General features: G+C 67.9%; 20 protein-coding genes and 1 pseudogene. 7 read left to right on the top strand and 14 right to left on the bottom strand.

Going from position 1 to position 24,905, the window contains the following annotated elements; all coding sequences use genetic code 11:
* Positions 1-46 precede the first annotated feature (46 nt).
* The 4 genes from pheA to mtnA form a co-directional block, all read right to left on the bottom strand.
* The gene (pheA, locus tag IG194_RS22920) at positions 47-1,144 is read right to left on the bottom strand and encodes a prephenate dehydratase (protein WP_058488845.1); all 1,098 of its coding nucleotides are present in this window, start codon (positions 1,142-1,144) and stop codon (positions 47-49) included.
* Positions 1,144-2,229, bottom strand: coding sequence for a 3-phosphoserine/phosphohydroxythreonine transaminase (gene serC, locus IG194_RS22915; protein WP_058488844.1), 1,086 nt, complete (start codon positions 2,227-2,229; stop codon positions 1,144-1,146). The genes pheA and serC overlap by 1 nt, the downstream gene beginning before the upstream one ends.
* A 15-nt stretch (positions 2,230-2,244) precedes the next feature.
* The gene (gene gyrA / locus IG194_RS22910; RefSeq protein WP_009620952.1) at positions 2,245-5,004 is read right to left on the bottom strand and encodes a DNA gyrase subunit A; all 2,760 of its coding nucleotides are present in this window, start codon (positions 5,002-5,004) and stop codon (positions 2,245-2,247) included.
* 212 nt (positions 5,005-5,216) lie between these two features.
* Complete coding sequence (mtnA, locus tag IG194_RS22905; RefSeq protein WP_043267580.1) at positions 5,217-6,293, bottom strand: S-methyl-5-thioribose-1-phosphate isomerase; 1,077 nt, start codon at positions 6,291-6,293, stop codon at positions 5,217-5,219.
* Positions 6,294-6,450: 157 nt separating this feature from the next.
* Between mtnA and IG194_RS22900 the strand changes: the two genes are divergently transcribed.
* The 5 genes from IG194_RS22900 (at position 6,451) to IG194_RS22880 (ending at position 11,277) form a co-directional block, all read left to right on the top strand.
* The gene (locus IG194_RS22900; RefSeq protein WP_009620950.1) at positions 6,451-7,776 is read left to right on the top strand and encodes a TRZ/ATZ family hydrolase; all 1,326 of its coding nucleotides are present in this window, start codon (positions 6,451-6,453) and stop codon (positions 7,774-7,776) included.
* A 116-nt stretch (positions 7,777-7,892) separates the two neighbouring features.
* Positions 7,893-8,591, top strand: coding sequence for a bifunctional 2-polyprenyl-6-hydroxyphenol methylase/3-demethylubiquinol 3-O-methyltransferase UbiG (ubiG, locus tag IG194_RS22895; RefSeq protein ID WP_043313483.1), 699 nt, complete (start codon positions 7,893-7,895; stop codon positions 8,589-8,591).
* Positions 8,588-9,268, top strand: coding sequence for an N-acetylmuramic acid 6-phosphate phosphatase MupP (gene mupP, locus IG194_RS22890; protein ID WP_135499859.1), 681 nt, complete (start codon positions 8,588-8,590; stop codon positions 9,266-9,268). Before ubiG ends, mupP begins: the two co-directional genes overlap by 4 nt.
* A gap of 90 nt (positions 9,269-9,358) precedes the next feature.
* Positions 9,359-10,102: a YciK family oxidoreductase gene (locus IG194_RS22885; protein WP_058488842.1), complete on the top strand. Its 744-nt coding sequence runs from the start codon at positions 9,359-9,361 to the stop codon at positions 10,100-10,102.
* A 245-nt stretch (positions 10,103-10,347) separates the two neighbouring features.
* Complete coding sequence (locus IG194_RS22880; protein ID WP_058488841.1) at positions 10,348-11,277, top strand: GGDEF domain-containing protein; 930 nt, start codon at positions 10,348-10,350, stop codon at positions 11,275-11,277.
* 309 nt (positions 11,278-11,586) lie between these two features.
* Here the strand turns inward: IG194_RS22880 and rluB are convergent.
* Positions 11,587-12,810 (bottom strand): annotated as a pseudogene (gene rluB, locus IG194_RS22875) (23S rRNA pseudouridine(2605) synthase RluB); the annotation flags it as partial.
* A 137-nt stretch (positions 12,811-12,947) separates the two neighbouring features.
* Between rluB and IG194_RS22870 the strand changes: the two are divergent.
* Positions 12,948-13,382: an NUDIX hydrolase gene (locus IG194_RS22870; protein WP_058488839.1), complete on the top strand. Its 435-nt coding sequence runs from the start codon at positions 12,948-12,950 to the stop codon at positions 13,380-13,382.
* Positions 13,383-13,711: 329 nt separating this feature from the next.
* On the opposite strand, the gene IG194_RS22865 is transcribed toward IG194_RS22870, so the two are convergent.
* The 3 genes from IG194_RS22865 to zwf are packed head-to-tail and all read right to left on the bottom strand — an operon-like array spanning position 13,712 to position 16,554.
* A complete protein-coding gene (locus tag IG194_RS22865; protein WP_058488838.1) occupies positions 13,712-14,362 on the bottom strand; it encodes a bifunctional 4-hydroxy-2-oxoglutarate aldolase/2-dehydro-3-deoxy-phosphogluconate aldolase in 651 nt (216 codons plus the stop codon).
* Between the two features lie 19 nt (positions 14,363-14,381).
* A complete protein-coding gene (pgl, locus tag IG194_RS22860; protein ID WP_058488837.1) occupies positions 14,382-15,098 on the bottom strand; it encodes a 6-phosphogluconolactonase in 717 nt (238 codons plus the stop codon).
* Positions 15,085-16,554, bottom strand: a complete 1,470-nt coding sequence (gene zwf, locus IG194_RS22855) for a glucose-6-phosphate dehydrogenase (protein ID WP_043267599.1) — start codon at positions 16,552-16,554, stop codon at positions 15,085-15,087. The genes pgl and zwf overlap by 14 nt, the downstream gene beginning before the upstream one ends.
* Before the next feature lie 200 nt (positions 16,555-16,754).
* On the opposite strand from zwf, the gene IG194_RS22850 reads away from it, so the two are divergent.
* Positions 16,755-17,612 (top strand): MurR/RpiR family transcriptional regulator, encoded by an 858-nt coding sequence (locus IG194_RS22850; RefSeq protein WP_058488836.1) that lies wholly within the window; start codon positions 16,755-16,757, stop codon positions 17,610-17,612.
* Between the two features lie 251 nt (positions 17,613-17,863).
* Here the strand turns inward: IG194_RS22850 and IG194_RS22845 are convergent, their stop codons facing one another.
* From IG194_RS22845 to IG194_RS22820, 6 genes are all read right to left on the bottom strand, one after another.
* Positions 17,864-18,709, bottom strand: a complete 846-nt coding sequence (locus tag IG194_RS22845) for a D-hexose-6-phosphate mutarotase (RefSeq protein WP_058488835.1) — start codon at positions 18,707-18,709, stop codon at positions 17,864-17,866.
* Positions 18,710-19,066: 357 nt separating this feature from the next.
* Positions 19,067-20,422, bottom strand: coding sequence for a carbohydrate porin (locus tag IG194_RS22840; RefSeq protein WP_058488834.1), 1,356 nt, complete (start codon positions 20,420-20,422; stop codon positions 19,067-19,069).
* A 36-nt stretch (positions 20,423-20,458) separates the two neighbouring features.
* Positions 20,459-21,613 (bottom strand): ABC transporter ATP-binding protein, encoded by a 1,155-nt coding sequence (locus IG194_RS22835; protein WP_009620925.1) that lies wholly within the window; start codon positions 21,611-21,613, stop codon positions 20,459-20,461.
* A 6-nt stretch (positions 21,614-21,619) separates the two neighbouring features.
* Positions 21,620-22,459 carry a carbohydrate ABC transporter permease gene (locus IG194_RS22830; protein WP_058488833.1) on the bottom strand — a complete coding sequence of 280 codons (840 nt, stop codon included), beginning with the start codon at positions 22,457-22,459 and terminating at the stop codon, positions 21,620-21,622.
* A complete protein-coding gene (locus tag IG194_RS22825; RefSeq protein WP_058488832.1) occupies positions 22,452-23,378 on the bottom strand; it encodes a carbohydrate ABC transporter permease in 927 nt (308 codons plus the stop codon). Before IG194_RS22825 ends, IG194_RS22830 begins: the two co-directional genes overlap by 8 nt.
* Positions 23,379-23,478: 100 nt before the next feature.
* The gene (locus IG194_RS22820) at positions 23,479-24,738 is read right to left on the bottom strand and encodes an ABC transporter substrate-binding protein (RefSeq protein ID WP_058488831.1); all 1,260 of its coding nucleotides are present in this window, start codon (positions 24,736-24,738) and stop codon (positions 23,479-23,481) included.
* Positions 24,739-24,905 lie beyond the last annotated feature (167 nt).

The following is a 24,905-nucleotide window of genomic DNA, read 5'->3' as shown; positions in this document are numbered from 1 at the left end:
CGCGACTCCAACTTCCAGCTTCGGGCTTCCGGCTTCCAGCCGCTTGTTAGAGTACCGCCTTGGGATAGGAGCCCAGCACCTTCAGCGCCACGGCTTCGCCGTTGATCTTCTCCAGCACGTCCTTGATCAGCGGGTCCTTGTGGTGGCCGACGAAGTCGATGAAGAACACGTAGGTCCACTTGCCGCTGCGCGACGGGCGGGTTTCGATGCGCGTCAGGTCGATGCCGTTGGTGTGGAACGGCACCAGCAGTTCGTGCAGCGCGCCGGGCTTGTTGCGCATGGAGACGATGATCGAGGTCTTGTCGTCGCCGGTCGGCGGCACTTCCTGGTTGCCGATGATGAGGAAGCGCGTGGAGTTGTCCGGGCGGTCCTCGATCTTCTCGTGCAGCTTGTCCAGGCCGTACAGGCTGGCCGCCATGTCGCCGGCGATGGCCGCGCTGTTCCACTCGCTCTTCACCCGCTTGGCGGCGTCGGCGTTGCTCGGCACCGCCACGCGCTCGACGTTCGGGTAGTGCGCGTCCAGCCACTTGCGGCACTGGGCCAGGGACTGGGCGTGGGAATAGATGCGGGTGATGCTGTCGGTCTTGGTGTTCTCGCCCACCAGCAGGTGGTGGTGGATGCGCAGCTCGACCTCGCCGCAGATCACCATGTCGTGCTCGAGGAAGCTGTCCAGGGTGTGGTTGACCGCGCCCTCGGTGGAGTTCTCCACCGGCACCACGCCGAAGTTCACCGCGCCGGCGGCCACTTCGCGGAACACTTCGTCGATGGCCGCCATCGGCGTGCTGATCACCGCATGGCCGAAGTGTTTGAGCGCCGCGGCCTGGGTGAAGGTGCCCTCGGGGCCGAGGTAGGCGACCTTGAGCGGCTGCTCCAGGGCCAGGCAGGAGGACATGATTTCGCGGAACAGCCGCGCCACTTCCTCGTTGCCCAGCGGGCCCTTGTTCAGCTCCATGATGTGCTTGAGCACCCAGGCCTCGCGCTCGGGCCGGTAGAACACCGGCTTCTCGCCCTCGGCCAGGGACTGCATCTTCACCCGCGCCACGTCGGTGGCGCAGCGGGCGCGTTCGCTGATCAGCTCGAGGATCTTCTCGTCGAGGCTGTCGATGCGTACGCGCAAAGCCTTGAGCTGGTCAGCGTCGCTCATCAGCCGTGCTCCTTCTCGAACTCGGCCATGTAGGCCACCAGGGCCTCGATGGCGTCCAGGCCCAGGGCGTTATAGATGGAGGCGCGCATGCCGCCCACCGAACGGTGGCCCTTGAGGTTGAGCAGGCCACGGGCGTCGGCGCCGGCGAGGAAGGCCTTGTCGAGCTTCTCGTCGGCCAGGCGGAAGGGTACGTTCATCCAGGAACGGGCGCTGGGCTGGATCGGGTTGGTGTAGAAGTCGCTGGCGTCGATGAAGGAGTACAGCAGGTCCTTCTTGGCGCGGTTGCGCCGCTCCATGGCCTCGACGCCGCCCTGCTCCTTCAGCCACTGGAAGACCAGGCCGGAGAGGTACCAGGAATAGGTGGCCGGGGTGTTGTACATGGAGCCGTTGTCGGCGGCGACCTTGTAGTTGAGCATGGTCGGGCAGATGCTGCGGGCGCGGCCGAGCAGGTCTTCGCGGACGATGACCACCACCAGGCCGGACGGGCCGATGTTCTTCTGCGCGCCGGCGTAGATCAGGCCGAACTTCGACACGTCGACCGGGCGCGAGAGGATGTCCGAGGACATGTCCACCACCAGCGGCACGTCGCCGACCTGCGGAACCCAGTCGAACTCCAGGCCGCCGATGGTCTCGTTGGACGCGTAGTGCAGGTAGGCTGCGTTCGGCGTCAGGTTCCACTCGTTCTGCCCGGGAATGGCGAAGTAGTCGTACTTGGAGGCACTGGCGACCACGTTGACGTTGCCGAAGCGGCGCGCTTCCTCGATGGCCTTCTTCGACCAGATGCCGGTTTCCACGTAGTCCGCCACGCCGTCCTCGGGCAGCAGGTTCAGCGGAATCTCGGCGAACTGCTGGCTGGCGCCGCCCTGGAGGAACAGCACCTTGTAGTTCGACGGCACGCCCATCAGGTCGCGCAGGTCCTGCTCGGCCTTCTCGGCGATGGCCACGTAGTCGTCGCTGCGGTGGCTCATCTCCATGACCGACAGGCCCTTGCCCTGCCAGTCGAGCAGCTCTTCGCGGGCGCGCTCCAGCACCTCGGTGGGAAGCGCAGCTGGACCTGCGCAGAAGTTATAGGCTCGCTTGCTCACATCCACTCTCGCTAATCAGTCTTCGCTGGCCTGCGGCGCTTCCTCGGCCGCGGCTTCGCCTGCTTCTTGATTCTCGTCGAACGCTTCGTCGTCCACGACTTCGCCCTCGACCACGGTCGGCTCCTGCACCCGCTCCAGGCCGACCAGGGTCTCGTCGGCGGCCAGCTTGATGAGGATCACGCCCTGGGTGTTGCGGCCCGCGCCGCGGACTTCGTCGACGCGGGTGCGGACCAGGGTGCCCTGGTCGGAAATCAGCATGATCTCCTCGCCGTCCAGCACCTGCACGGCGCCCACCAGCTTGCCGTTGCGCTCGTTGATGACCATGGCGATCACGCCCTGGCCGCCACGGCCGCGGCGCGGGTAGTCGGCCAGCGGCGTGCGCTTGCCGTAGCCGCGTTCGGAGGCGGTGAGGATCTGCGCCTCGCGGCATTCGGGGATCAGCATGGAGATGATGCGCTGGTCTTCGGCCAGGCGCATGCCGCGCACGCCACGGGCGTTGCGGCCCATGATGCGCACCTTGCTTTCCTTGAAGCGGATCACCTTGCCGGCGTCGGAGAACATCATCACGTCCTTCGAGCCGTCGGTGATGGCGGCGGCGATCAGCGAGTCGCCCTCCTCCAGCTTCAGCGCGATCAGGCCGTTGGAGCGCGGCTTGGTGAACTGGATCAGCGGGGTCTTCTTCACGGTGCCTTTCATGGTGGCCATGAAGATGTACGCGCCGGTCGGCTCGTCCTGGCTGAAGTCGGCGTCGTCGCCCTCTTCGGCCTCTTCGGCTTCCACCACTTCGGCGACCTGCTCGGCGACCACGTCGTCGTCATCGCCTTCCTCGCCGGCGAACTGGGCGCGCACGGCTTCCAGGTCGATCTGCAGCATGGCGGTGATGCGCTCGCCTTCGTCCAGCGGCAGCAGGTTGACCAGCGGACGGCCGCGCGCGGTGCGCGAGGCTTCCGGGATCTCGAAGGTGCGCAGCCAGTAGACCTTGCCCTTGCTGGAGAACAGCAGCAGGGTGGCGTGGCTGTTGGCCACCAGCAGGTGTTCGATGTAGTCCTCGTCCTTCACTCCGCTCGCCGACTTGCCCTTGCCGCCGCGGCGCTGGGCCTCGTAGGCGGCCAGCGGCTGCGACTTGGCGTAGCCGCCGTGGGAGATGGTCACCACGCGCTCTTCCTCGGTGATGAGGTCGGCGATGGTCAGGTCCACCTGGGAGGCGACTATCTCGGTGCGGCGGGCGTCGCCGAACTCGGCCTTGACCTTCTCCAGCTCCTCGCGGATGACTTCCATCAGACGCTGCGGGTTGGTCAGGATGCGGATCAGCTCGCCGATCAGGGTGAGGATTTCCTGATATTCGGACAGGAGCTTCTCGTGCTCCAGGCCGGTCAGGCGGTGCAGGCGCAGTTCCAGGATGGCCTGGGCCTGCTCCGGCGACAGGTAGTACTTGCCCTCGCGCAGGCCGTACTGCGGGTCCAGGTCTTCCGGACGGCAGGCATCGGCGCCGGCGCGCTCGACCATGGCTTCCACCGCGCTGGATTCCCAGGGGGTGGCGATCAGGCGTTCCTTGGCCTCGGCCGGGGTCGGCGAGGTCTTGATCAGCTCGATCACCGGATCGATGTTCGACAGGGCGACCGCCTGGCCTTCGAGGATGTGGCCGCGCTCGCGGGCCTTGCGCAGCTCGTAGACGGTCCGCCGGGTCACCACTTCGCGGCGGTGGCGGATGAAGACTTCGAGCATGTCCTTGAGGTTCAGCGTGCGCGGCTGGCCGTCGACCAGGGCCACCACGTTGATGCCGAACACGCTCTGCAGCTGGGTCTGGGCGTAGAGGTTGTTCAGCACCACCTCGCCGACTTCGCCGCGGCGCAGCTCGATGACCACGCGCATGCCGTCCTTGTCGGACTCGTCGCGCAGCTCGGTGATGCCCTCGATCTTCTTCTCTTTCACCAGCTCGGCGATCTTCTCGATCAGCCGCGCCTTGTTCAGCTGGTAGGGCAGCTCGGTGATGATGATCTGCTGGCGATTGCCGCCCTTCTCCATGTCCTCGATATCGGCGCGGGCGCGGATGTAGATGCGCCCGCGGCCGGTACGATAGGCCTCGATGATGCCGGCGCGGCCGTTGATGATGCCGGCGGTCGGGAAGTCGGGACCGGGGATGTACTGCATCAGCTCGTCGACGGACAGCTCGGGGTTGTCCATCAGCGCCAGGCAGCCGTCGATCACCTCGCCCAGGTTGTGCGGCGGGATGTTGGTCGCCATGCCCACGGCGATGCCGCTGGAGCCGTTGACCAGCAGGTTGGGGATCTTGGTCGGCATGACCGCCGGGATCTGCTCGGTGCCGTCGTAGTTGGGCACCCAGTCGACGGTTTCCTTGTCCAGGTCCGCCAGCAGCTCGTGGGCCAGCTTGGCCATGCGCACTTCGGTGTAGCGCATGGCCGCGGCGTTGTCGCCGTCCACCGAACCGAAGTTGCCCTGGCCGTCCACCAGCATGTAGCGCAGCGAGAACGGCTGGGCCATGCGCACGATGGTGTCGTACACCGCGGTGTCGCCGTGCGGGTGGTATTTACCGATCACGTCGCCGACCACACGGGCGGATTTCTTGTAGGGCTTGTTCCAGTCGTTGCCCAGTTCGCTCATGGCGTACAGGACGCGGCGGTGCACGGGCTTGAGGCCATCGCGTGCATCGGGCAGGGCACGACCGACGATCACGCTCATGGCGTAATCGAGGTAGGACTGTCGGAGTTCGTCTTCGATGTTGACCGGGAGGATTTCTTTGGCCAGTTCGCCCATGAGAAGCCTGGTTCCTTTTGCAGATGGAACTCCGCCTCGCCCGTCCCGAGCCCGGCGGAGTGCGACAGCGCCATCAGAACGCCATCGACTCACAACAAATCAACGACTTAGGTCAATGATCCGCGCAATCGACGGGGCCAGAAAAAGGCCCCACTGAGAACCGTCGGAGCTTACCACAAGCCCGGGGGAACACCTATCCCCGCCGGGCGCCCTCAATGCAGGCGCTTGCGGCTCATCAACTGGGCCATGCGCTCGGTGTCCGGACGCTCGACCACGCCGCGTTCGGTCACGATGGCATCGATCAGGTCGGCCGGGGTCACGTCGAACACCGGATTGTAGGCATCCACCTCGGCGGCTATCCGCTTGCCGCCGATTTCCAGGAGTTCGCGGCCGTTGCGCTCTTCGATGGGGATGTCCTCGCCGCTTTCCAGGTTCATGTCGATGGTCGAACTGGGCGCCACCACCATGAAGCGCACGCCGTGGTGCATGGCGTTGATCGCCAGCTGGTAGGTGCCGATCTTGTTCGCCACGTCGCCGTTGGCGGTGATGCGGTCGGCGCCGACGATGACCCAGGTGATGCTCTGGGTCTTCATCAGGTGCGCCGCCGCGGCGTCGACATTCAGGGTGACCGGCACGCCCTCGTTGGCCAGCTCCCAGGCGGTCAGGCGCGCGCCCTGCAGCCAGGGGCGCGTCTCGTCGGCGTAGATGCGCTCGACCAGGCCCTCCAGGTGCGCCGCGCGGATCACCCCCAGGGCGGTGCCGAAGCCGCCGGTGGCCAGGGCGCCGGTATTGCAGTGGGTGAGGATCTTCTGCGGGCCGGAGTGCTGCTTGCGGATCAGCTCGACGCCGAGCTGGGCCATGGTCAGGTTGGCCTCGCGGTCGCTCTCGTGGATGGCGATGGCCTCGGCCTCCAGCACCTGCAGCGGGTCGTCGCCCGGCTTCAGGCGCTCGAGGCGCTCGCGCATGCGGTTCAGCGCCCAGAACAGGTTGACCGCCGTGGGCCGCGACTCGGCCAGCACGCGGAAGTCGTCCTCCAGGGCCTCGCGCCAGGCGCCGCCGTTGTTCAGGCGGGCCTGCAGGCCCAGCACCAGGCCGTAGGCCGCGGCGATGCCGATGGCCGGGGCGCCGCGCACCACCATCTGGCGGATGGCCTCGGCGACGCCGGCGGCGCTGTCGTAGCTCAGCCAGGTTTCCTCCAGCGGCAGCAGGCGCTGGTCGAGCAGACGAAGGGTGCCCTTGCGCCAATCAATGGCCGTGACCCGCTCGGCCGCCAACAGTCGCTCACGCATGGAACACCTCGTTCTTCTATCAGGTCCGGGCGCGCCGGACGGCGCGCCGATATCGAGCCCGGCCAGGGCCGGGAAAACCCGCGAGTATAACGAGCCGCAGGCCAAGGTGCTCGGGTATACTGCCGGCCACCCGTTCCCGCGCCGCAGGAAGCGCCCCATGCCCGACGCCAAAGCCCCTCTCGACCTGCTTCTGCTGCCGACCTGGATAGTCCCGGTGGAGCCCGCCGGCGTGGTCCTGCGCGACCATGCGCTGGGCATCCGCGACGGCCGCATCGCCCTCCTCGCCCCGCGCGCCGAGGCCCTGCGCCAGCCGGCGGCGGAAACCCGCGAGCTGCCGGGCATGCTGCTCGCCCCGGGCCTGGTCAACGCCCATGGCCACGCCGCCATGAGCCTGTTCCGCGGCCTGGCCGACGACCTGCCGCTGATGACCTGGCTGCAGGAGCACATCTGGCCGGCCGAGGCGAAGTGGGTGGACGAGGACTTCGTGCGCACCGGCAGCGAGCTGGCCATCGCCGAGCAGATCAAGGGCGGCATCAGCTGCTTCTCGGACATGTACTTCCACCCCCGGGTGACCTGCGAGGCGGTCCACGACAGCGGCATCCGCGCCCAGGTGTGCGTGCCGGTGCTGGACTTCCCCATGCCCGGCGCCCGCGACGCCCAGGAGGCGATCCGCCAGGGCGTGGCCCTGCACGACGACCTCAAGCACCACCCGCGCATCCGCGTGGCCTTCGGCCCGCACGCGCCCTACACGGTCGGCGACGACAAGCTGGAGAACGTGCTGATGCTGGCCGAGGAACTCGACGCCGGCATCCAGATGCACGTCCACGAGACCGCCTTCGAGGTCCAGCAGGCCCTGGAGAAGAGCGCCGAGCGCCCGCTGGCCCGGCTGCACCGCCTGGGCCTGCTGGGGCCGCGCTTCCAGGCCGTGCACATGACCCAGGTGAGCGACGAGGACCTGGAACTGCTGGTGGAAACCAACAGCTCGGTGATCCACTGCCCGGAATCCAACCTCAAGCTGGCCAGCGGCTTCTGCCCGGTGGAACGCCTGTGGCAGGCCGGGGTCAACGTCGCCATAGGCACCGACGGCGCGGCCAGCAACAACGACCTCGACCTGCTCGGCGAGACGCGCACCGCCGCCCTGCTGGCCAAGGCAGTGGCCGGCCAGGCCACCGCCCTGGACGCCCACCGCGCGCTGCGCATGGCCACCCTGAACGGCGCCCGCGCCCTGGGCCTGGAGCAGGAAATCGGCTCGCTGGAGCTGGGCAAGTCCGCCGACCTGGTGGCCTTCGACCTCTCCGGGCTGGCCCAGCAGCCGGTCTACGAGCCGGTTTCGCAACTGATCTACGCCAGCGGCCGCGACTGCGTGCGCCACCTGTGGGTCAGCGGCAAGCAGCTGCTGGACGCCGGCCGCCTGACGCGCCTGGACGAGGGCCGCCTGGCCGCCGAGGTCGGCGCCTGGGGCCGGCGCATCGCCGGCGCCTGAACACTGCCGGGCGCGGCTGCGACAATCTGTCATGCCGCGCCCATCCGCCGCGCGAAGCTGGCATCATAGTCGGCCTGCGCGCCACGATTTCCCATGATTTGCAACGAAGGTACGCCATGAGCAACGTCGACCACGCCGAGATCGCCAAATTCGAGGCACTGGCCCATCGCTGGTGGGACCGCGAGAGCGAGTTCAAGCCGCTGCACGACATCAACCCGCTGCGCGTCAACTGGATCGACGAGCGCGCCAGCCTGGCCGGCAAGAAGGTGCTGGACGTCGGCTGCGGCGGCGGCATCCTCAGCGAGGCCATGGCCCAGCGCGGCGCCACCGTCATGGGCATCGACATGGGCGAGGCGCCGCTGGCGGTGGCCCAGCTGCACCAGCTGGAATCCGGGGTGCCGGTGGAATACCGGCGCATCACCGCCGAACAGCTGGCCGAGGAAATGCCCGGGCAGTTCGACGTGGTCACCTGCCTGGAGATGCTCGAGCACGTGCCCGACCCGGCCTCGGTGATCCGCGCCTGCCACAAGATGGTCAAGCCCGGCGGCCAGGTGTTCTTCTCCACCATCAACCGCAACCCCAAGGCCTACCTGTTCGCCATCGTCGGCGCCGAGTACGTCATGCGCCTGCTGCCGCGCGGCACCCACGACTTCAAGAAGTTCATCCGCCCCTCCGAGCTGGGCGCCTGGTCGCGCGATGCGGGCCTGGCGGTCAAGGACATCATCGGCCTGACCTACAACCCGCTGACCAGACACTACAAGCTGGCCGACGACGTCGACGTCAACTACATGATCCAGACCCTGCGCGAGGAATGACGGCGATGCAGCTCAGAGCGGTTCTCTTCGATATGGACGGCACCCTGCTGGACACCGCGCCGGACTTCATCGCCGTGTGCCAGGCCATGCTCGCCGCCCACGGCCGCCCGCCGATCGACGCCCAGCGCATCGCCGACGTGGTCTCCGGCGGCGCCCGCGCCATGGTCGCGGCGACCTTCGACATGGACCCGGAAGCCGACGGTTTCGAGACGCTGCGCCAGGAATTCCTCGACCGCTACCAGGACCACTGCGCGGTCTACAGCCGCCTCTACGACGGCATGCCGGAGCTGCTGGAAAGCATCGAGCGTGCCAACCTGATCTGGGGCGTGGTGACCAACAAGCCGGTGCGCTTCGCCGAGCCGATCATGCAGCAGCTGGGCCTGGCCGAGCGTTCGGCGGTGCTGGTCTGCCCGGACCACGTGACCAACAGCAAGCCCGACCCGGAGCCGCTGCTGCTGGCCTGCAGCCAGCTGGGCATCGACCCGGCCCAGGTGCTGTTCATCGGCGACGACCTGCGCGACATCGAGTCCGGCCGCGCCGCCGGCACCAAGACCGCGGCGGTGCGCTACGGCTACATCCACCCCGAGGACAACCCCGCGCACTGGGGCGCCGACGTGATCGTCGACCACCCGCGCGACCTGCTGGCGGTGCTCGACCGCGCGCTTTGTTCCTGTTGAGCTTGAAGCTGGAAGCCTGAAGCCGGAAGCGCTCCGCCGCTCGACTTCAAGCTTCCGGCTTCAGGCTTCCAGCGCTCCCAAGGAGTTTCCATGTTCAACTATTCCGCCCGCCCCGACCTGCTCAAGGACCGGGTGATCCTGGTCACCGGCGCCGGCCGCGGCATCGGCGCCGCCGCCGCGCGGGCCTATGCCGCCCACGGCGCCACCGTGCTGCTGCTGGGCAAGAGCGAAGAAAACCTCAACCAGACCTACGACCAGATCGAGGCCGCCGGCCACCCGCAGCCGGTGGTCATCCCCTTCAACCTGGAAACCGCCCAGCCGCACCAGTACGACGAGCTGGCGGCGACCATCGAGAAGGAATGCGGCAAGCTCGACGGCCTGCTGCACAACGCCTCCATCCTCGGCCTGCGCTCGCCCATCGAGCAGATTTCCGGGGAAAACTTCATGCGCGTCATGCAGGTCAACGTCAACGCGGTGTTCATGCTGACCCACGCCATGCTGCCGCTACTCAAGCTGGCCAGCGACGCCTCGGTGATCTTCACCTCCAGCGGCGTCGGGCGTAAGGGCCGCGCCTACTGGGGCGCCTACGCGGTATCCAAGTTCGCCACCGAGGGCCTGATGCAGGTGATGGCCGACGAGTGCGACGGCACCAACGCCGTCCGCGCCAACAGCGTCAACCCCGGCGCCACCCGCACCAGCATGCGCGCCATGGCCTACCCGGGCGAGAACCCGGCGAACAACCCGGCGCCGGACGAGATCATGCCGGTCTACCTGTACCTGATGGGCCCGGACAGCATCGGCGTCAACGGCCAGGCCTTCGACGCCCAGGCCTGACCGGCGCGGGGCGGCGCGACAGCCGCCCCGCCGGTTTTCCGACTACGCCCGAGGAAATCCCCCACGCATTCCTCGGAAAGTTCGCCATCATTTTGACATCCCACCCTCCGAGGCACCCCCAGCCTACGGAACCAAGCCCGCGCCAGACGGTCCCTTGAGCCGTCAGAACAGAACTTTTCGCGGGTTGGCACGAAAATAGCTCAGCCCTCACTGTCGCCGTTTTGCGCCAGAGGTCGCCACGCGTCATGGCCCCGCCCAAGCAGTCCAACACCATCGATTTCGATACCGCCAAGCTCCAGCGCCTAAGCCAGGGCGAGAGCGGCCGCCCGCGCGGCCGGCGCCCGGCCAGCCTGACGGACGTGCGCCGGCAACTCGCCGTGCAGTTGCAGACCAGCCTCGAGATCGAACGCGTCCTGGGCCTGTTCTTCCAGGAGATCCAGGCGCTGCTGCCGCTGGACTACCTGAGCTACCAGAACGGCAGCGCCGACCTGCGCCTGGAGTTCGGCGAAGCGGCCAGCCACGGCGCCACCTACAACCTCAACCATGCCGGGGAATACCTGGGCGAGCTGGCCTTCCGCCGCCGCCGCCCCTTCGACGAGACCGAGCTGGGCCAGCTGGAAAGCCTGATCGCCAGCCTGCTCTACCCGCTGCGCAACGCGCTGCTCTACCGCGCAGCCATCCAGGCCGCCCTGCGCGACGCGCTGACCGGCACCGGCAACCGCATCGCCATGGACCAGGCCCTGGGCCGCGAGGTCGAGCTGGCGCGGCGCAGCCTGCAGCCGCTGTCGGTGCTGATGCTCGACCTGGACCACTTCAAGCGCATCAACGACCAGTACGGCCACAGCCACGGCGACGAGGCCCTGCGCTGCGTGGCCAGGGCGATCAAGGCCAGCCTGCGCAACGTCGACATGGTCTTCCGCTTCGGCGGCGAGGAGTTCCTCGTGCTGCTGTCCAACACGCCCAGCAGCAGCGCCGCCCAGGTCGGCGAAAGGCTGCGGCATGCCATCCAGGAGCTGGACTTTGCCGTCGATGGCAAGCCGGTGCCGCTGTCCGTCAGCCTCGGCTGCGCCACCCTGATCGCCGGCGAGCGCGTCGACGACCTGCTGCACCGGGCCGACGCCGCGCTCTACGCGGCCAAGCGCGACGGCCGTAACCGCCTGGCCTGCGCTGGCTGAGCGGACTTTCCGGAAGACGAAAAAAAGGGCTCCGCGGAGCCCTTTTTTCATACCTGACGCTTAGCGCTTGAAGCCCGGACGCATGCCGTCGCCGGCCGGCTGCGGGCGGCGCTTGTTCAACGGCTTGCGCGCCACCGGCTTGGACGGGCGCTCGTCACGCTCGGCGCTCGGCTTGGCCGGACGCGAACGCGGCGCTTCGCCGGCCGGGGCCTTGCCACGGCCTTCCGGACGCGGCGCGCGGGCCGGGCGGTCGGAATCCTGGCGCGGACCACGGGCCGGACGGTCGGAGTCCTTGCGCGGGCCGCGAGCCGGACGATCCGAATCCTGACGCGGGCCGCGGGCCGGACGGTCGGAGTCCTTGCGCGGGCTGCGAGCCGGACGATCCGAATCCTGGCGTGGAGCACGAGCCGGACGATCAGAGTCCTGGCGCGGACCACGGGCCGGGCGATCCGAATCCTGGCGCGGACCACGAACCGGACGGTCGGCATCCTGGCGCGGACCACGGGCCGGGCGATCCGAATCCTGGCGCGGACCACGAACCGGACGGTCGGAGTCCTGACGCGGCCCTCGGGCGGGACGCTCGCCGGCCACCGGACGCGGACCACGGGCCGGGCGCTCGCCGCCGAAGGATTCCTTGCGCTGGCGGTTGCCGCGACCGGCATCCGGGCGCTCGCTGCGCGGCAGCGGCTTGGCCAGCTTGCGCTGCTGGCGTTCGAGCTTGTCCTTGGCCTTGGTGGTCATCTCCGGCAGTTTCACCGGCTTCAGGCCGACCTCCTCGCTGAGGATGTCCAGCTCGCGCTGGTCCATCTCGCGGTAGCGGCCCATGGTCAGCTCGGAGGTGAGGAACACCGGGCCGAAGCGCACGCGCTTCAGGCGGCTCACCACCACGCCCTGGGATTCCCACAGACGACGCACTTCGCGGTTGCGGCCTTCCATCACCACCACGTGGTACCAGTGGTTGAAGCCTTCGCCGCCGGGCGCCTGCTGGATGTCGCTGAACTTGGCCGGGCCGTCTTCGAGCATCACGCCGGCTTTCAGGCGCTCGATCATCTCTTCGTCGACTTCGCCGCGCACGCGCACGGCGTACTCGCGGTCCATCTCGTAGGACGGGTGCATCAGGCGGTTGGCCAGCTCGCCGTCGGTGGTGAACAGCAGCAGGCCGGTGGTGTTGATGTCCAGGCGACCGACGTTGATCCAGCGGCCGCTGCGCAGGCGCGGCAGGCGGTCGAACACGGTCGGGCGGCCTTCCGGGTCGTCGCGGGTGCAGACCTCGCCCTCGGGCTTGTTGTAGATCAGCACGCGGCGCACGTGCTCTTCGGCCTGCTCGCGGCGGATCAGGTGCTCGTCGACGGCGATGGCGTCGTGGCTTTCCACGCGCTGGCCAAGGCTGGCGACCACGCCGTTGACCTTGACCCGGCCTTCCTCGATCCAGGCCTCGACGTCACGGCGCGAGCCGACGCCCAGACGGGCCAGGACCTTCTGCAGCTTCTCGCCGGCGGGGGAAATTTCGGTGGTTTCGTGCGTGTCGTTCATCTGGGCACCTCCCGGTGTGTCATGCAACGAAGAAAAAGGTCGCGCATCATACGCGCTTGGGCGCGGCAAAGCACCGTCCGTGATCGGGAAAGCCTAGCCGCTTTTGCCATTCGCGCCGCTTTCAGGGGGAAACCGAGTTGAGCGACCAATCCGCCTTCACCGGCGCCAAGCTGGCGCTGTTCCACGACGGCCACCTAGTGGTCTACCTGCGCGACGAGAAACCCGGTATCCCCTTCCCCGGCTGCTGGGACTTTCCCGGCGGTGGCCGCGAAGGCCAGGAAACCCCGGCCGAATGCGCGTTGCGCGAGTTGGAGGAGGAGTTCGCCATCCGCCTGGGCCAGGAGCGCATCGAATGGCAGCGCCGCTACCGCGCCACCCACGGCCCGGCGCCCTGGGCCTGGTTCCTGGTGGCGCGGCTGCGGGCGGCGGAGTTCGCAGCGATCCGCTTCGGCGACGAGGGGCAGTATTGGCGGCTGATGGCGGTGGAGGAGTACCTCGGGCTGGATGAGGGGGAAGCGGTGCCCTATCTGCAGGAGCGGTTGCGGGATTATCTGGAGGGGATTGTTTCGTAGGAGCGAGCTTGCTCGCGAACGGGGTTTCCCGGTGGCGTAGGTGCCGGGTTTAAGAGCACCCTCTCCCCAGCCCTCTCCCTGAAGGGAGAGGGGGCCGTTCGGCGTGCTTGGGAAGTCAGGCGTCAGCCGGAAACCACAGGACCACTCGGGGACCTCAGCAGGCAGAGGACAGTCCCCTCTCCCTTCAGGGAGAGGGTTAGGGAGAGGGAGCGGAGTCAAACCCCACGTCGGTACAACCGACGAGTACCGTTCGCGAGCAAGCTCGCTCCTACGAAGAGCCCCATAAAAAAGCCCGGCACAAGGCCGGGCACGTCCGATCGTGGGACAGCTCAGTGTGATTCGAGCAGCGCCAGGGCCTCGCGCGACAGGCGCTCGACCGCGGCCCAGTCACCGCTGGCGACGGCGGCCTTGGGCAGCATCCAGGTGCCCCCCACGCACATCACGTTGTCCAGGCGGTAGTAGTCGTTCAGGTTGTCCGGTCCTACCCCGCCGGTGGGGCAGAAGCGCACTTCCGGGAAGGGGCCGGCGAAGGCCTTGAGCGCTTCCACGCCGCCACACACCTTGGCCGGGAACAGCTTGAAGCGGCGCAGGCCGTGGCGGTAGGCGGCCATGATCTCGGAGGCGGTGGCCACGCCGGGCAGCAGCGGCACCGGGCGGCTCACCGCGTGCTGCAGCAGTTCCTCGGTGCAACCGGGGGTGACGATGAACTGCGCGCCGGCCTCTTCCGCCTGGCGGAAGGTCTGCGGGTCCAGCACGGTGCCGGCGCCCACGCACAATTCCGGGCGCTGTTCGGCCAGGGTGCGGATGGCGGTCAGGCCCAGCGGGGTGCGCAGGGTCACTTCCAGCACGGTGATGCCGCCGGCGGCCAGGGCGTCGGCCATGGGCAGGATGTCCTGCTCGCGATCGATGGTGATCACCGGCAGGATGCGGGCGCGCTCGGCGAGGGCGTCGATGCGCTGGATGTGGGAATCGAGGTTCATGTTGCGGTAACTCCGTGCCTCAAGGGCACCAGTGGATCGACAGGGGAGCGCGGAGGAAGGCGCTCACCGGCATGCTTGCTTCGTCTTCGGCGGCCAGCGCGGCCTTCAGGGTGGCCAGCTTGGCCTCGCCCTGGATCGCCAGCAGTTGCACCCGCGAGGCGGCCAGCAGCGCGCGGCTGAGGGTCAGGCGCTGGTGCGGCACGCTCGGCGCCCAGGCCGGCAGGCAATGGCGCGCGCCGGCCGGGTCGAGGGCCTCGGCCAGGCCCGGGCTGGCCGGGAACAGCGAGGCGGTGTGGCCGTCGTCGCCCATGCCCAGCACCAGCACGTCGATGGGCAGGGCCAGCTCGGCGACCTGGCGGTCGGCGATGGCCGCCGCTTCCTCCAGGCTCGGCGCCGAGTGATACAGGCCGCAGAACAGCGCCTTGGCCGCCGCGCCCTTGAGCAGGTGGCGGCGCACCAGGCCGGCATTGCTGTCCGGGTGGACTTCCGGCACCCAGCGCTCGTCGGCGAGGGTCACGGTCACCTTGCCCCAGTCGAGGACTTCGCCGCTCAGTGCTTCTAGGAAAGCCACCGGGCTGCGCCCGCCGGACACCGCCAGCAGCGCGCGGCCGCGCTCGGCGATGGCCCCGCGCAGTTGTTCGGCCACATTGGCGGCCAGGCCGCGGGCCTGCGCCACCGGGCTTTCCCAGGCCGTCCAGCGCACGCCGGCCGGCAGCTTCAGATCAATGGTCGCCATACCAGTCTTTCCCGTCTCTCGCGATCAGCGCCACGGCCGCCTGAGGTCCCCAGGTGCCGGCGGCGTAGGGTTTGGGGGCGTCGCCCAGGCGTTCCCAGCCGGCGATCAGGTGGTCGCACCACTTCCAGGCGAACTCCACTTCGTCCTTGCGCACGAACAGGTACTGGTTGCCCTGCATCACTTCCAGCAGCAGCCGCTCGTAGGCGTCCGGCACGCGCGCGGCCTGGTACGCCTCGGAGAAGCTCAGCTGCAGCGGCCCGGTGCGCAGTTGCATGCCCTTGCCCAGGCCCTGGTCCTTGGTCATCACCTGCAGGGAGATGCCCTCGTCCGGCTGCAGGCGGATGATCAGGCGGTTGCTGATCAGCGAGCGCTGCTCCGGGGCGAAGATGTAGTGCGGCGGGTTCTTGAAGTGGATGACGATCTGCGACAGCTTCTGCGGCATGCGCTTGCCGGTGCGCAGGTAGAAGGGCACGCCGGACCAGCGCCAGTTGCGGATGTCCACGCGCAGGGCGACGAAGGTCTCGGCGCCGCTCATACGGTTGGCGTGTTCCTCTTCCAGGTAGCCGGGCACCGCCTTGCCGTCGATGAAGCCGGCGGTGTACTGGCCACGCACTACGCGGCCGGCCAGTTGCTCCGGCGGGATCGGCTCCAGGGCGCGCAGCACCTTGACCTTCTCGTCGCGGATGCTGTCGGCGGAGAGGTCGCTGGGCGGGTCCATGGCGATCAGGCAGAGCAGCTGCAGCAGATGGTTCTGCACCATGTCGCGCAGTTGGCCGGCCTGGTCGAAGTAGCCCCAGCGGCCTTCGATGCCGACCTTCTCGGCCACGGTGATTTCCACGTGGGAGATGTGGTTCTGGTTCCACTGCGTCTCGAACAGGCTGTTGGCGAAGCGCAGGGCGATGAGGTTCTGCACCGTTTCCTTGCCCAGGTAGTGGTCGATCCGGTAGATGCGGTTCTCCGGGAAGAACTTCGCCACCGCCTCGTTCACCTCGCGGGACGACGCCAGGTCGTGGCCGATGGGCTTCTCCAGCACCACTCGGGTGCGTTCGGCCAGGCCGAGGGCGGCGAGGTTCTCGCAGATGCCGCCGTAGACCGCGGCCGGGGTGGCGAAGTAGGCCACCAGCGGCAAGCCGGCCGGCACCGCGTCGCGCAACGCCGGGTAGGAAGCGGCGTCGAGGAAGTCCATGCTCAGGTAGCTCAGGCGCTGCTGGAAGCGCGCCCACACGGCGTCGTCCCATTCGCGCGCCGGCACGGCCAGGCGCAGGCGCTTCTCGAGGGTGGCCAGGTGGGCGGCGGGGTCGCCCTCGTCGCGGGCCAGGGCGAGGATGCGGGTGTCGCCGTGGAGCAGGCCTTCACGGTCGAGCTGGTAGAGGGCGGGGATCAGCTTGCGCAGGGCGAGGTCGCCCAGCGCGCCGAACAGCGCCAGGGTGCAAGGCAGAACGCGGACATCAGGCATTTGTTGTTACCAAACAGATTTTGAGGAACATTTGCCGAATACACCGGGCCATTAAGGCAAAAATGTAGTAATTAAACAACATATTTTTCCCAAGACGCGGTCCTGTTGGTCGTCTGCCGACCTGACGTTAGGATAGCGCCGCTGGCCGCAGGTACGTCCCCGGCCGTCGATTGCCCCGCCGGGGCCACCAAGGAGAACGGATGAAGAACCTGCTGGAGCAGATCCAGACGCGCCTGGAAGACTTGAACAAGGCCGAACGCAAGGTCGCCGAGGTGATACTGCAGAACCCGCAGCAGGCCACCCGCTTCAGCATTGCCGCGCTGGCCCAGGCCGCGAGCGTCAGCGAACCGACGGTGAACCGCTTCTGCCGCTCCTTCGGCATGAGCGGCTACCCGGAGCTGAAGATCCAGCTGGCGCAGAGCCTGGCCAGCGGCGCGGCCTTCGTCACCCAGGCAGTGGCCGAGGACGACGGCCCCGAGGCGTACACGCGGAAGATCTTCGGCAGCACCATCGCCTCGCTGGACGCCACCTACAAGCTGATCGACCCGCGCGCCGTGGACCGCGCCGTGGACCTGCTGATCCAGGCCCGGCAGATCCACTTCTTCGGCCTAGGCGCCTCCAGCTCGGTGGCGCTGGATGCGCAGCACAAGTTCTTCCGCTTCAACCTGGCGGTGTCGGCGCAGAGCGACGTGCTGATGCAGCGGATGATCGCCTCGGTGGCGCACACCGGCGACCTGTTCGTGGTGATTTCCTATACCGGCCGCACCCGCGAACTGGTGGACGTGGCGCGCCTGGCGCGGGACAACGGCGCCTCGGTGCTCGGCCTGACCGCCGCCGACTCGCCGCTGGCCAAGGTCTGCACCCTGACCCTGGACATCCCGCTGCCGGAAGATACCGACATCTACATGCCGATGACCTCGCGGATCATCCAGCTGACGGTGCTCGACGTGCTCGCCACCGGCGTGACCCTGCGCCGCGGCGTGGACTTCCAGCCGCACCTGCGCAAGATCAAGGAGAGCCTGGTGCCGACGCGGTACCAGCTGGACGAGGAAGACTGACGCCGCGGCGTGGTGGTTTCGTAGGCGCGGATTTATCCGCGATTTCGGCGCCAGAGATCAGCCCATCGCGGACGGAGTCCGCTCCTACGTTCCAGGAAGCACGGCTGTTCGTAGGATGGTGTTGAGCGAAGCGATACCCATCACCATGGTTCGATGGGTATCGCAAGCTCAACCCATCCTACGAAGAGCACCTTGGCGCAGTCGGCAAGACCGTTGTTCTCCTACGCTCAAACCCCGCGCAGCGGAAACCGTCAGACCAACCCGGCCTTCAACCGCAGGCGCATGCGCTCGCCCTGGGCCAGGATCAGGCCGCCGGGGCGGTAGCCGGCGGCGCCGATGCACAGGAAGCGGTCGGCCTCGCCCGGCTCCACCTGCTCCACCGCGCGGCTGCCGGGGTGCCAGATGACGCTGCCGGCGGCGGCGTTCTTGTCGATGCGCAGGCGGCGCTGCCAGCCGGCGTCTTCCAGCACCAGCGCGCCGGTGTTGTACAGCACCTGCTTGACCGCGCCCCGCGGCGTCCAGGTGTTGGGCAGCGGCGCCGTTGGGCGCTGGCCGCCCTCCAGCTCCATGCCGTGGACCACGCTGCGGCGCAGCGAGCCGATGCGCCAGTAGGGTTGCAGGGCGAAGCTGAACAGGCAGTCGCTGTCGTCCTCGTGGTAGCTGGACAGTTCCATCTCCAGTTCGCGGCCCAGGCGCGCGTCCAGGCGCACGTGCCAGTCCTCGATGTCCAGCTGCCAGCTCACCTGCACCAGGCTCTCGTCGGCGTGGGCGTCGAGCAGGCGCCATTCGCGCTGGCGGGCCCAGCCGTGGGGCGGCCAGTCGGGCTCGCTGGGGTGGCTGCCGAACCACGGCCAGCACACCGGGATGCCGCCGCGGATGGGCGCCGTGCTCAGCGCCGGCCACTGGCTGGAACACCACAGCATGGAGCGCTCGCCCTGGGGCCGGAAGTGCAGCAGCTGCGCGCCCTGGCGGCTGAAGACCGCCTGGCACAGGGGATGATCGATCAGCAGCAGGTCGCGGCGCTGGAAGCGCACCCAGTCGAAGGGGCGCTTGGCACGCATGGAATGGAAGAAGCGCTGCAGCGGATGCTCGAGCATTGTCCGGAGGTCCTGAATCAATCCCTTCCCGGACGCTCCCGGGGCATGACATCTATGTAGTTTTACTACACGTTGGTGAAAAAAGCGCAGATTCTACCTGAAAAGCATAGAACCCCAGTCACATGTCCGGATTTTTTCGTCCCAGGCCGGTCACGTAGGGCGGATAACGCCTACGGCGTTATCCGCCGTCCAGCCTCGCTGCCCGGCGGCTCCCAGGTTGACCTGGGCGCTGGCCGTGGCCCCGGCGTATCGGCGGATAACCGCGAACGGTTATGCGCCCCACGAACAAAAAGCCCGCCCCGGTGATGGCGGGCGGGCCAAGTACAGCAGCACCTCAGGAGCGTGTCGTTTGGCGCATCAGAAGCTGGACTGGATCTTCAGCCCGGCGACCAGGGCGTTGTCCACCTCGTAGACGCCGCCGGGATGCTTGATGTACTGCAGGTTCGGCCGCACTGTCAGCCAGTTGGTCACGTGCACACCGTAGTACAGCTCGGCGTCGTATTCGCTGTGCTGCACCGGCTGGAACAGCGGGTTGTCGTAGTCGTCGATGCCGGAGACTTCGTTGATCTGCTTCTGGTGCCTGGTCACATCGTCGTTGATGTGGATGCGCGCCACCGCCAGGCCGATGTCGTCTTTCGGCCGCGCATCGAACAGGCCTTTGTAGACCATGCCCACCTGCTGGTAGTTGTCGATGCTGTTGGTCGCCTGGTCATGCACGGTGAAGTTGGCGAACAGGCTCAGCCCGCGCGAAGCGTCGCCGTTGTGCGCAGTGACCTGCTGCTGCGCCACCACCCACCAGCCGTGCTTGCTGCCGTGGGACTTGAAGGCGTTGCCGGTCAGCGCCTGGGGCTGGCCGTTCACATCCTCGTAGACGTCGTCGGCCTTGGCGGTGCTGTAGTAGTAGCCCAGGCGATATTCGCCCGGCAGTTGCTGCGCCCCCACCTTCGGCGACCACACCAGCTCCACCGGCAGGATGGCGCCCTTGGTGCCGCTGCCGCTGAGCTTGAAGCCGTTGCCGGTCTCCAGGTTCGAGGGGTTCTGCTCGTAGGCGCCGACCTGCACGAAGAATTCCGGGCTGAGGTTGTATTTCACCCGCAGCGCCCACTGCGCCACCGGCCAGTTGTACCAGATGCCGCCCACCCAGTTGCCCACCTGGGAGCCGCAGAACGCCAGGTTCTGGAAGTCGCAGGGGAAGCTGTTGAAGTCCTCGCCCTCGCCGAACTGGCCGACCTTGATGTCCAGGGCATCGTCGAGGAAGGTCTGCTTGTACCACATCTGCGTCAGCCGCCAGGTCTGGCCGCGGCCCCAGACTTCCTGCACCGAGCTGAGCTGGCCGGCGCGCGGGTCGCTGAGGCGGTCGTTGGAGAGGTTGTTGCCGCTGCGCTCGGTCACCGTCAGCTGGAACTCGGCGCCGTGCCAGCCGAGGATCTTCTGCAGGTCCAGGTGGGTGCCCAGCGCCCACTGGTCGGTGTAGCGCGCGGTCTTGTCGTCGTTGTAGCCGCCGTGCAGGTTGCCCGCGGCCTCGCCGACGTAGTCCAGCTTGAAGTCGTAGCCCTTCTCCAGCAGCTCGCTGCGGGTGCCGCCCCAGTCCCCCAGGCCCCATTTCGAATCGACGGAGAAGGCCTCGTCGGCGCAGGCCAGGCCATTCAGGCCGACGGCGCCCAGGGCGAGCAGGCAGCCCAGGGCGGGCCGGATCTTGTTGTTCTTATGCATTGCTGACGTCCTCGTTGGTGAAATGCCTTGCGGCGTTCAGTGCTTGTGCCGGGCCAGCGGGGTGACCTTGGCCTCCCCCGCCCCGCCCGGCGCCTTGCGCAGGCGCTCGCCGCTGCCCGCGTCGAACAGCAGTACCCGCGCCGGGTCCAGCCGCAGTTGCAGGGTCGAGCCCAGGGCCGGCGCGGCGTCCGGGGCCAGGCGGCAGCAGACCTTGGCGCCGTTGAGGGTGACGAAGGCCAAGGTGTCCGGGCCGGTGGGCTCCAGCACCTCGACCTCGGCGCGCACGTCCACCAGGCCGTTGCCGTTCTCGGCCACGCCGATCTGTTCCGGACGCACGCCGAGGATCAGCTCGCGGCCCTCGGCCACTTCGGCGTCCAGCTCCAGCGGCAGCTCGCAGCGGTCCTGGCCGCTGTCCAGCAGGCCGACCAGGCGGCTGCCCTGGCGCTGCACGCGCAGCGGGATGAAGTTCATCGGCGGCGAGCCGATGAAGCTGGCGACGAACAGGTTGGCCGGGTCGTTGTAGATCTGCTGCGGTGTGCCGAACTGCTGGACGATGCCATCCTTCATCACCGCCACCTTGTCGCCGAGGGTCATGGCCTCGATCTGGTCGTGGGTGACGTAGACCGTGGTGGTCTTCAGGCGCTGGTGCATCAGCTTGATCTCGGTGCGCATCTCCACCCGCAGCTTGGCGTCGAGGTTCGACAGCGGTTCGTCGAACAGGTAGATCTTCGGCCGCCGCGCCAGCGCCCGGCCCATGGCTACGCGCTGCTGCTGGCCGCCGGAGAGCTGCGAGGGCTTGCGCTGCAGCAGGTGCTCGATCTGCAGCAGCTTGGCCACCCGCGCCACTTCTTCGTCGATGGCCGCCTGGGGCAGCTTGCGGATCTTCAGGCCGAAGGCGATGTTCTCGCGCACCGTCATGGTCGGGTACAGCGCGTAGGACTGGAACACCATGGCGATGTCGCGGTCCTTCGGGCTCATGCCGCTGATGTCGCGGCCATCCACCAGGATGGCGCCGCCGCTGATGTCCTCCAGGCCGGCGATGCAGTTCATCAGCGTGGACTTGCCGCAGCCGGAGGGGCCGACCAGGATCAGGAACTCGCCGGACTCGATCGCCAGGTCGATGGACTTGAGGGTGTCCGCCAGGCCGCTGCCGTAGGACTTGTGCAGGTTGCGCAGTTCGAGTGTTGCCATGTCCGATTACCCCTTGACCGCGCCGGCGGTCAGGCCGCGCACGAAATACTTTCCAGCCAGTACGTAGACGATCAGCGTCGGCAGCGCGGCGATCATCGCCGCGGCCATGTCGACGTTGTATTCCTTGACCCCGGTGCTGATGTTCACCAGGTTGTTCAGCGCCACCGTGATCGGCTGGGCGTCGCCGCTGGCGAACACCACGCCGAAGAGGAAGTCGTTCCAGATCTGGGTGAACTGCCAGATCAGGCAGACCATGACGATGGGCGTGGACATCGGCAGGAGGATGCGCGTGAAGATGGTGAAGAAGCCGGCGCCGTCGAGCCGCGCGGCCTTCACCAGGGCATCCGGGATGGCCACGAAGTAGTTGCGGAAGAACAGCGTGGTGAAGGCCAGGCCGTAGATGCAGTGGACCATCACCAGGCCCGTGGTGGTGTTGGCCAGGCCCAGCTTGCCGAGGGTGAAGGACATCGGCAGGAGGATCACCTGGAACGGCAGGAAGCAGCCGAACAGCAGCGCGCCGAAGAACAGCTGCGAGCCGCGGAAGCGCCACATGGACAGCACGTAGCCGTTCAGCGCGCCGATGAAGGTGGAGATCAGCACGCCGGGCACCGTGATGCGAACCGAGTTCCAGAAGAAGTCGCCCACCGCGCCCCAGGCCTTCACCCAGCCGATCAGTGTGAACACTTCCGGCAGCGCCAGCAGGTTGCTGTTGCGGATGTCCTCGGGGCTCTTGAAGCTGGTCAGCAGCATCACCAGCAGCGGGATCAGGTACAGCGCCACGGCGCCCCAGAGGGTGGCGTGGACCGCCAGGCGGCCGAGGCTGGGCTTGAAGGTCGCGTCACGCATGGCGCTTGCCTCGCAGTTCGGAATACAGGTAGGGCACGACTATGGCCAGCACCGCGCCGAGCATCAGCATCGCGCTCGCCGCGCCCAGGCCCATCTGCCCGCGGGTGAAGGTGTGGGCGTACATGAACATCGCCGGCAGGTCGGAGGAGTAGCCGGGGCCGCCGGCGGTCATCGCGGCGACCAGGTCGAAGCTCTTGATGGCGATGTGCGCGAGGATCATCAGCGCGCTGAAGAACACCGGGCGCAGGCTCGGCAGGACGATGCGCAGGTAGATGGTCGGCAGGCTCGCGCCGTCCACCTGGGCGGCGCGCACGATGGCCGGGTCGACGCCGCGCAGGCCGGCGAGGAACAGCGCCATGACGAAGCCCGAGGCCTGCCACACGGCGGCGATCACCAGGCAGTAGACGACGCGCTGCGGGTCCACCAGCCAGTCGAAGCGGAAGCCCGTCCAGCCCCAGTCGCGCAGCAGCTTGTCCAGGCCCAGGCCGGGGTTGAGCAGCCACTTCCAGGCGGTGCCGGTGACGATCATCGACAGCGCCATGGGGTACAGGTAGACGGTGCGGATGAAGCCCTCGCGGCGGATGCGCTGGTCCAGCAGCACGGCGAGGAACACCCCGAGCAGCAGGCAGATGACGATGAACAGGCCGCCGAACAGCAGCAGGTTGCGGCTGGCCACCCACCAGCGGTCGTTGTCCCACAGGCGCAGGTACTGGCCAAGCCCGGCCCAGCTGTAGCTGGGCATGAAGCGCGAATTGGTGAAGGACAGCAGCAGCGTCCAGCCGATGTAGCCGTACACGCAGACCAGCACCACGAGCATGCTCGGGGCCAGCACCAGTTTCGGCAGCCAGCGCTGCAGGCCGTCGAACAGCGAGGCGCGCGGAGCCGCCGCGGGGGTGAAGGTGGGGTTTTCTGTCGCCATGGGTCTTCCCGGGTGCGAGTGAAGCCGTCCGGGCCATGGCGATGGCCCGGAGTGGGTCGGCTGGGAGTGGGGCGGCGCCTGGCGGAAGGCGCCGCGCGGCTTACTGCGCCGCCGCCTCGATGGCCGCGTAGAGCTGCTGGGCAGCCTTCTGCGGGTCAGCGGCGGGGTCGTTGAAGAAGTTGGTCACCACGTCGAAGATGGCGCCCTGCACGTAGCTGGATGCGGCCATGCTGTGGGCCATGCTCGGCACCAGGGTGCCGGCCTCGGAGGCCGCCTTGAAGTCCTTCATCGACTGCTGGGCGCAGGCGTCGAAGGGCGCCATGTCGGCGTCCAGGCGCACCGGGATGGAGCCCTTGGCCAGGTTGAAGTCCTTCTGGAACGCCGGGTCGAGCACCGCGCGCGCCAGGTCTTCCTGGGCCTTGCGGTTCTCGGCGTTGCTCAGCTTGAACATCACCAGGGAGTCGATGTTGTAGTCGAAGTCCTTCTGCGTGCCGGGGAACGGCAGGCACTGGTAGTCCTTGCCGGCGACCTTGCTGGCCGCGGTGAACTCGCTCTTGGCCCAGTCGCCCATGATCTGCATGCCGGCCTTGCCGTTGATGACCATGCTGGTGGCGACGTTCCACTCGCGCCCGGCGGCGTCGGCGTCGATGTAGCCGCGCAGTTTCTTCAGCGCGCCGAACACCTCGACCATCTGCGGCCCGGTGAGGGTGGCCTTGTCCTGCTCGACGAAGGCCTTGCGGTAGCCGTCCGGGCCCATCTTGCTGAGCACCAGGTTCTCGAACAGGGTGCCGTCCTGCCAGGGCTGGCTGCCATGGGCCAGGGCGACGAAGCCGGCAGCCTTGAGCTTGTCGGCGGCGGCGAAGAACTCGTCGAGGGTGGTCGGCGGCGTGGCGCCGGCCTTCTTGAAGACCTCGGGGTTGATGTACAGCCAGTTCACCCGGTGCACGTTGACCGGCACGGCGACGTAGTCGCCCTGGTACTTCATGACCTGCGCCACCTGCGGCGGCAGCAGTTGGTCCCATTTGCCCTCGGCGGCGACCTGGTTGAGGTCGGCGAGCAGGCCGAGCTGGCCCCACTCCTGGATGTCCGGCCCCTTGATCTGCGCGGCGGCCGGCGGGTTGCCGGACACGGCGCGGGTCTTCAGCACGGTCATGGCGGCCTCGCCACCACCGCCGGCGACGGCGAAGTCCTTCCAGGTGTGGCCCTTGGCCTGGACGAGTTTCTTCAGGGTTTCGGCGGCGCGCGCCTCGCCGGGGGAAGTCCACCAGTGCAGGACTTCGACTTCGCCGGCGTGGGCCGGGGTGGCGAGATAGAGCGAGGAAAGACAGACAGCGGCGGAAAGGCGGCGGAGCGCATTCATGGGGGAGGACCTTTTCTTGTTATTCGGGGCAAGTCTGCGCTTGCGGTAGTCCGAGTCTATCCAAGGCATTTCCTGCTCCGGGTAACGAAGGGATGGGGGATTGTCACGGGGTGGTGACATTTGGGGTGGCTGGGTTGGGGTTGATTTGAAGAGCCAAGAGCCCCTCT

This window comes from Pseudomonas sp. ADPe, assembly GCF_014843515.1.
Taxonomy (GTDB): Bacteria; Pseudomonadota; Gammaproteobacteria; order Pseudomonadales; family Pseudomonadaceae; genus Pseudomonas; species Pseudomonas citronellolis.
This window is presented reverse-complemented; position numbering and strand designations above follow the sequence as displayed.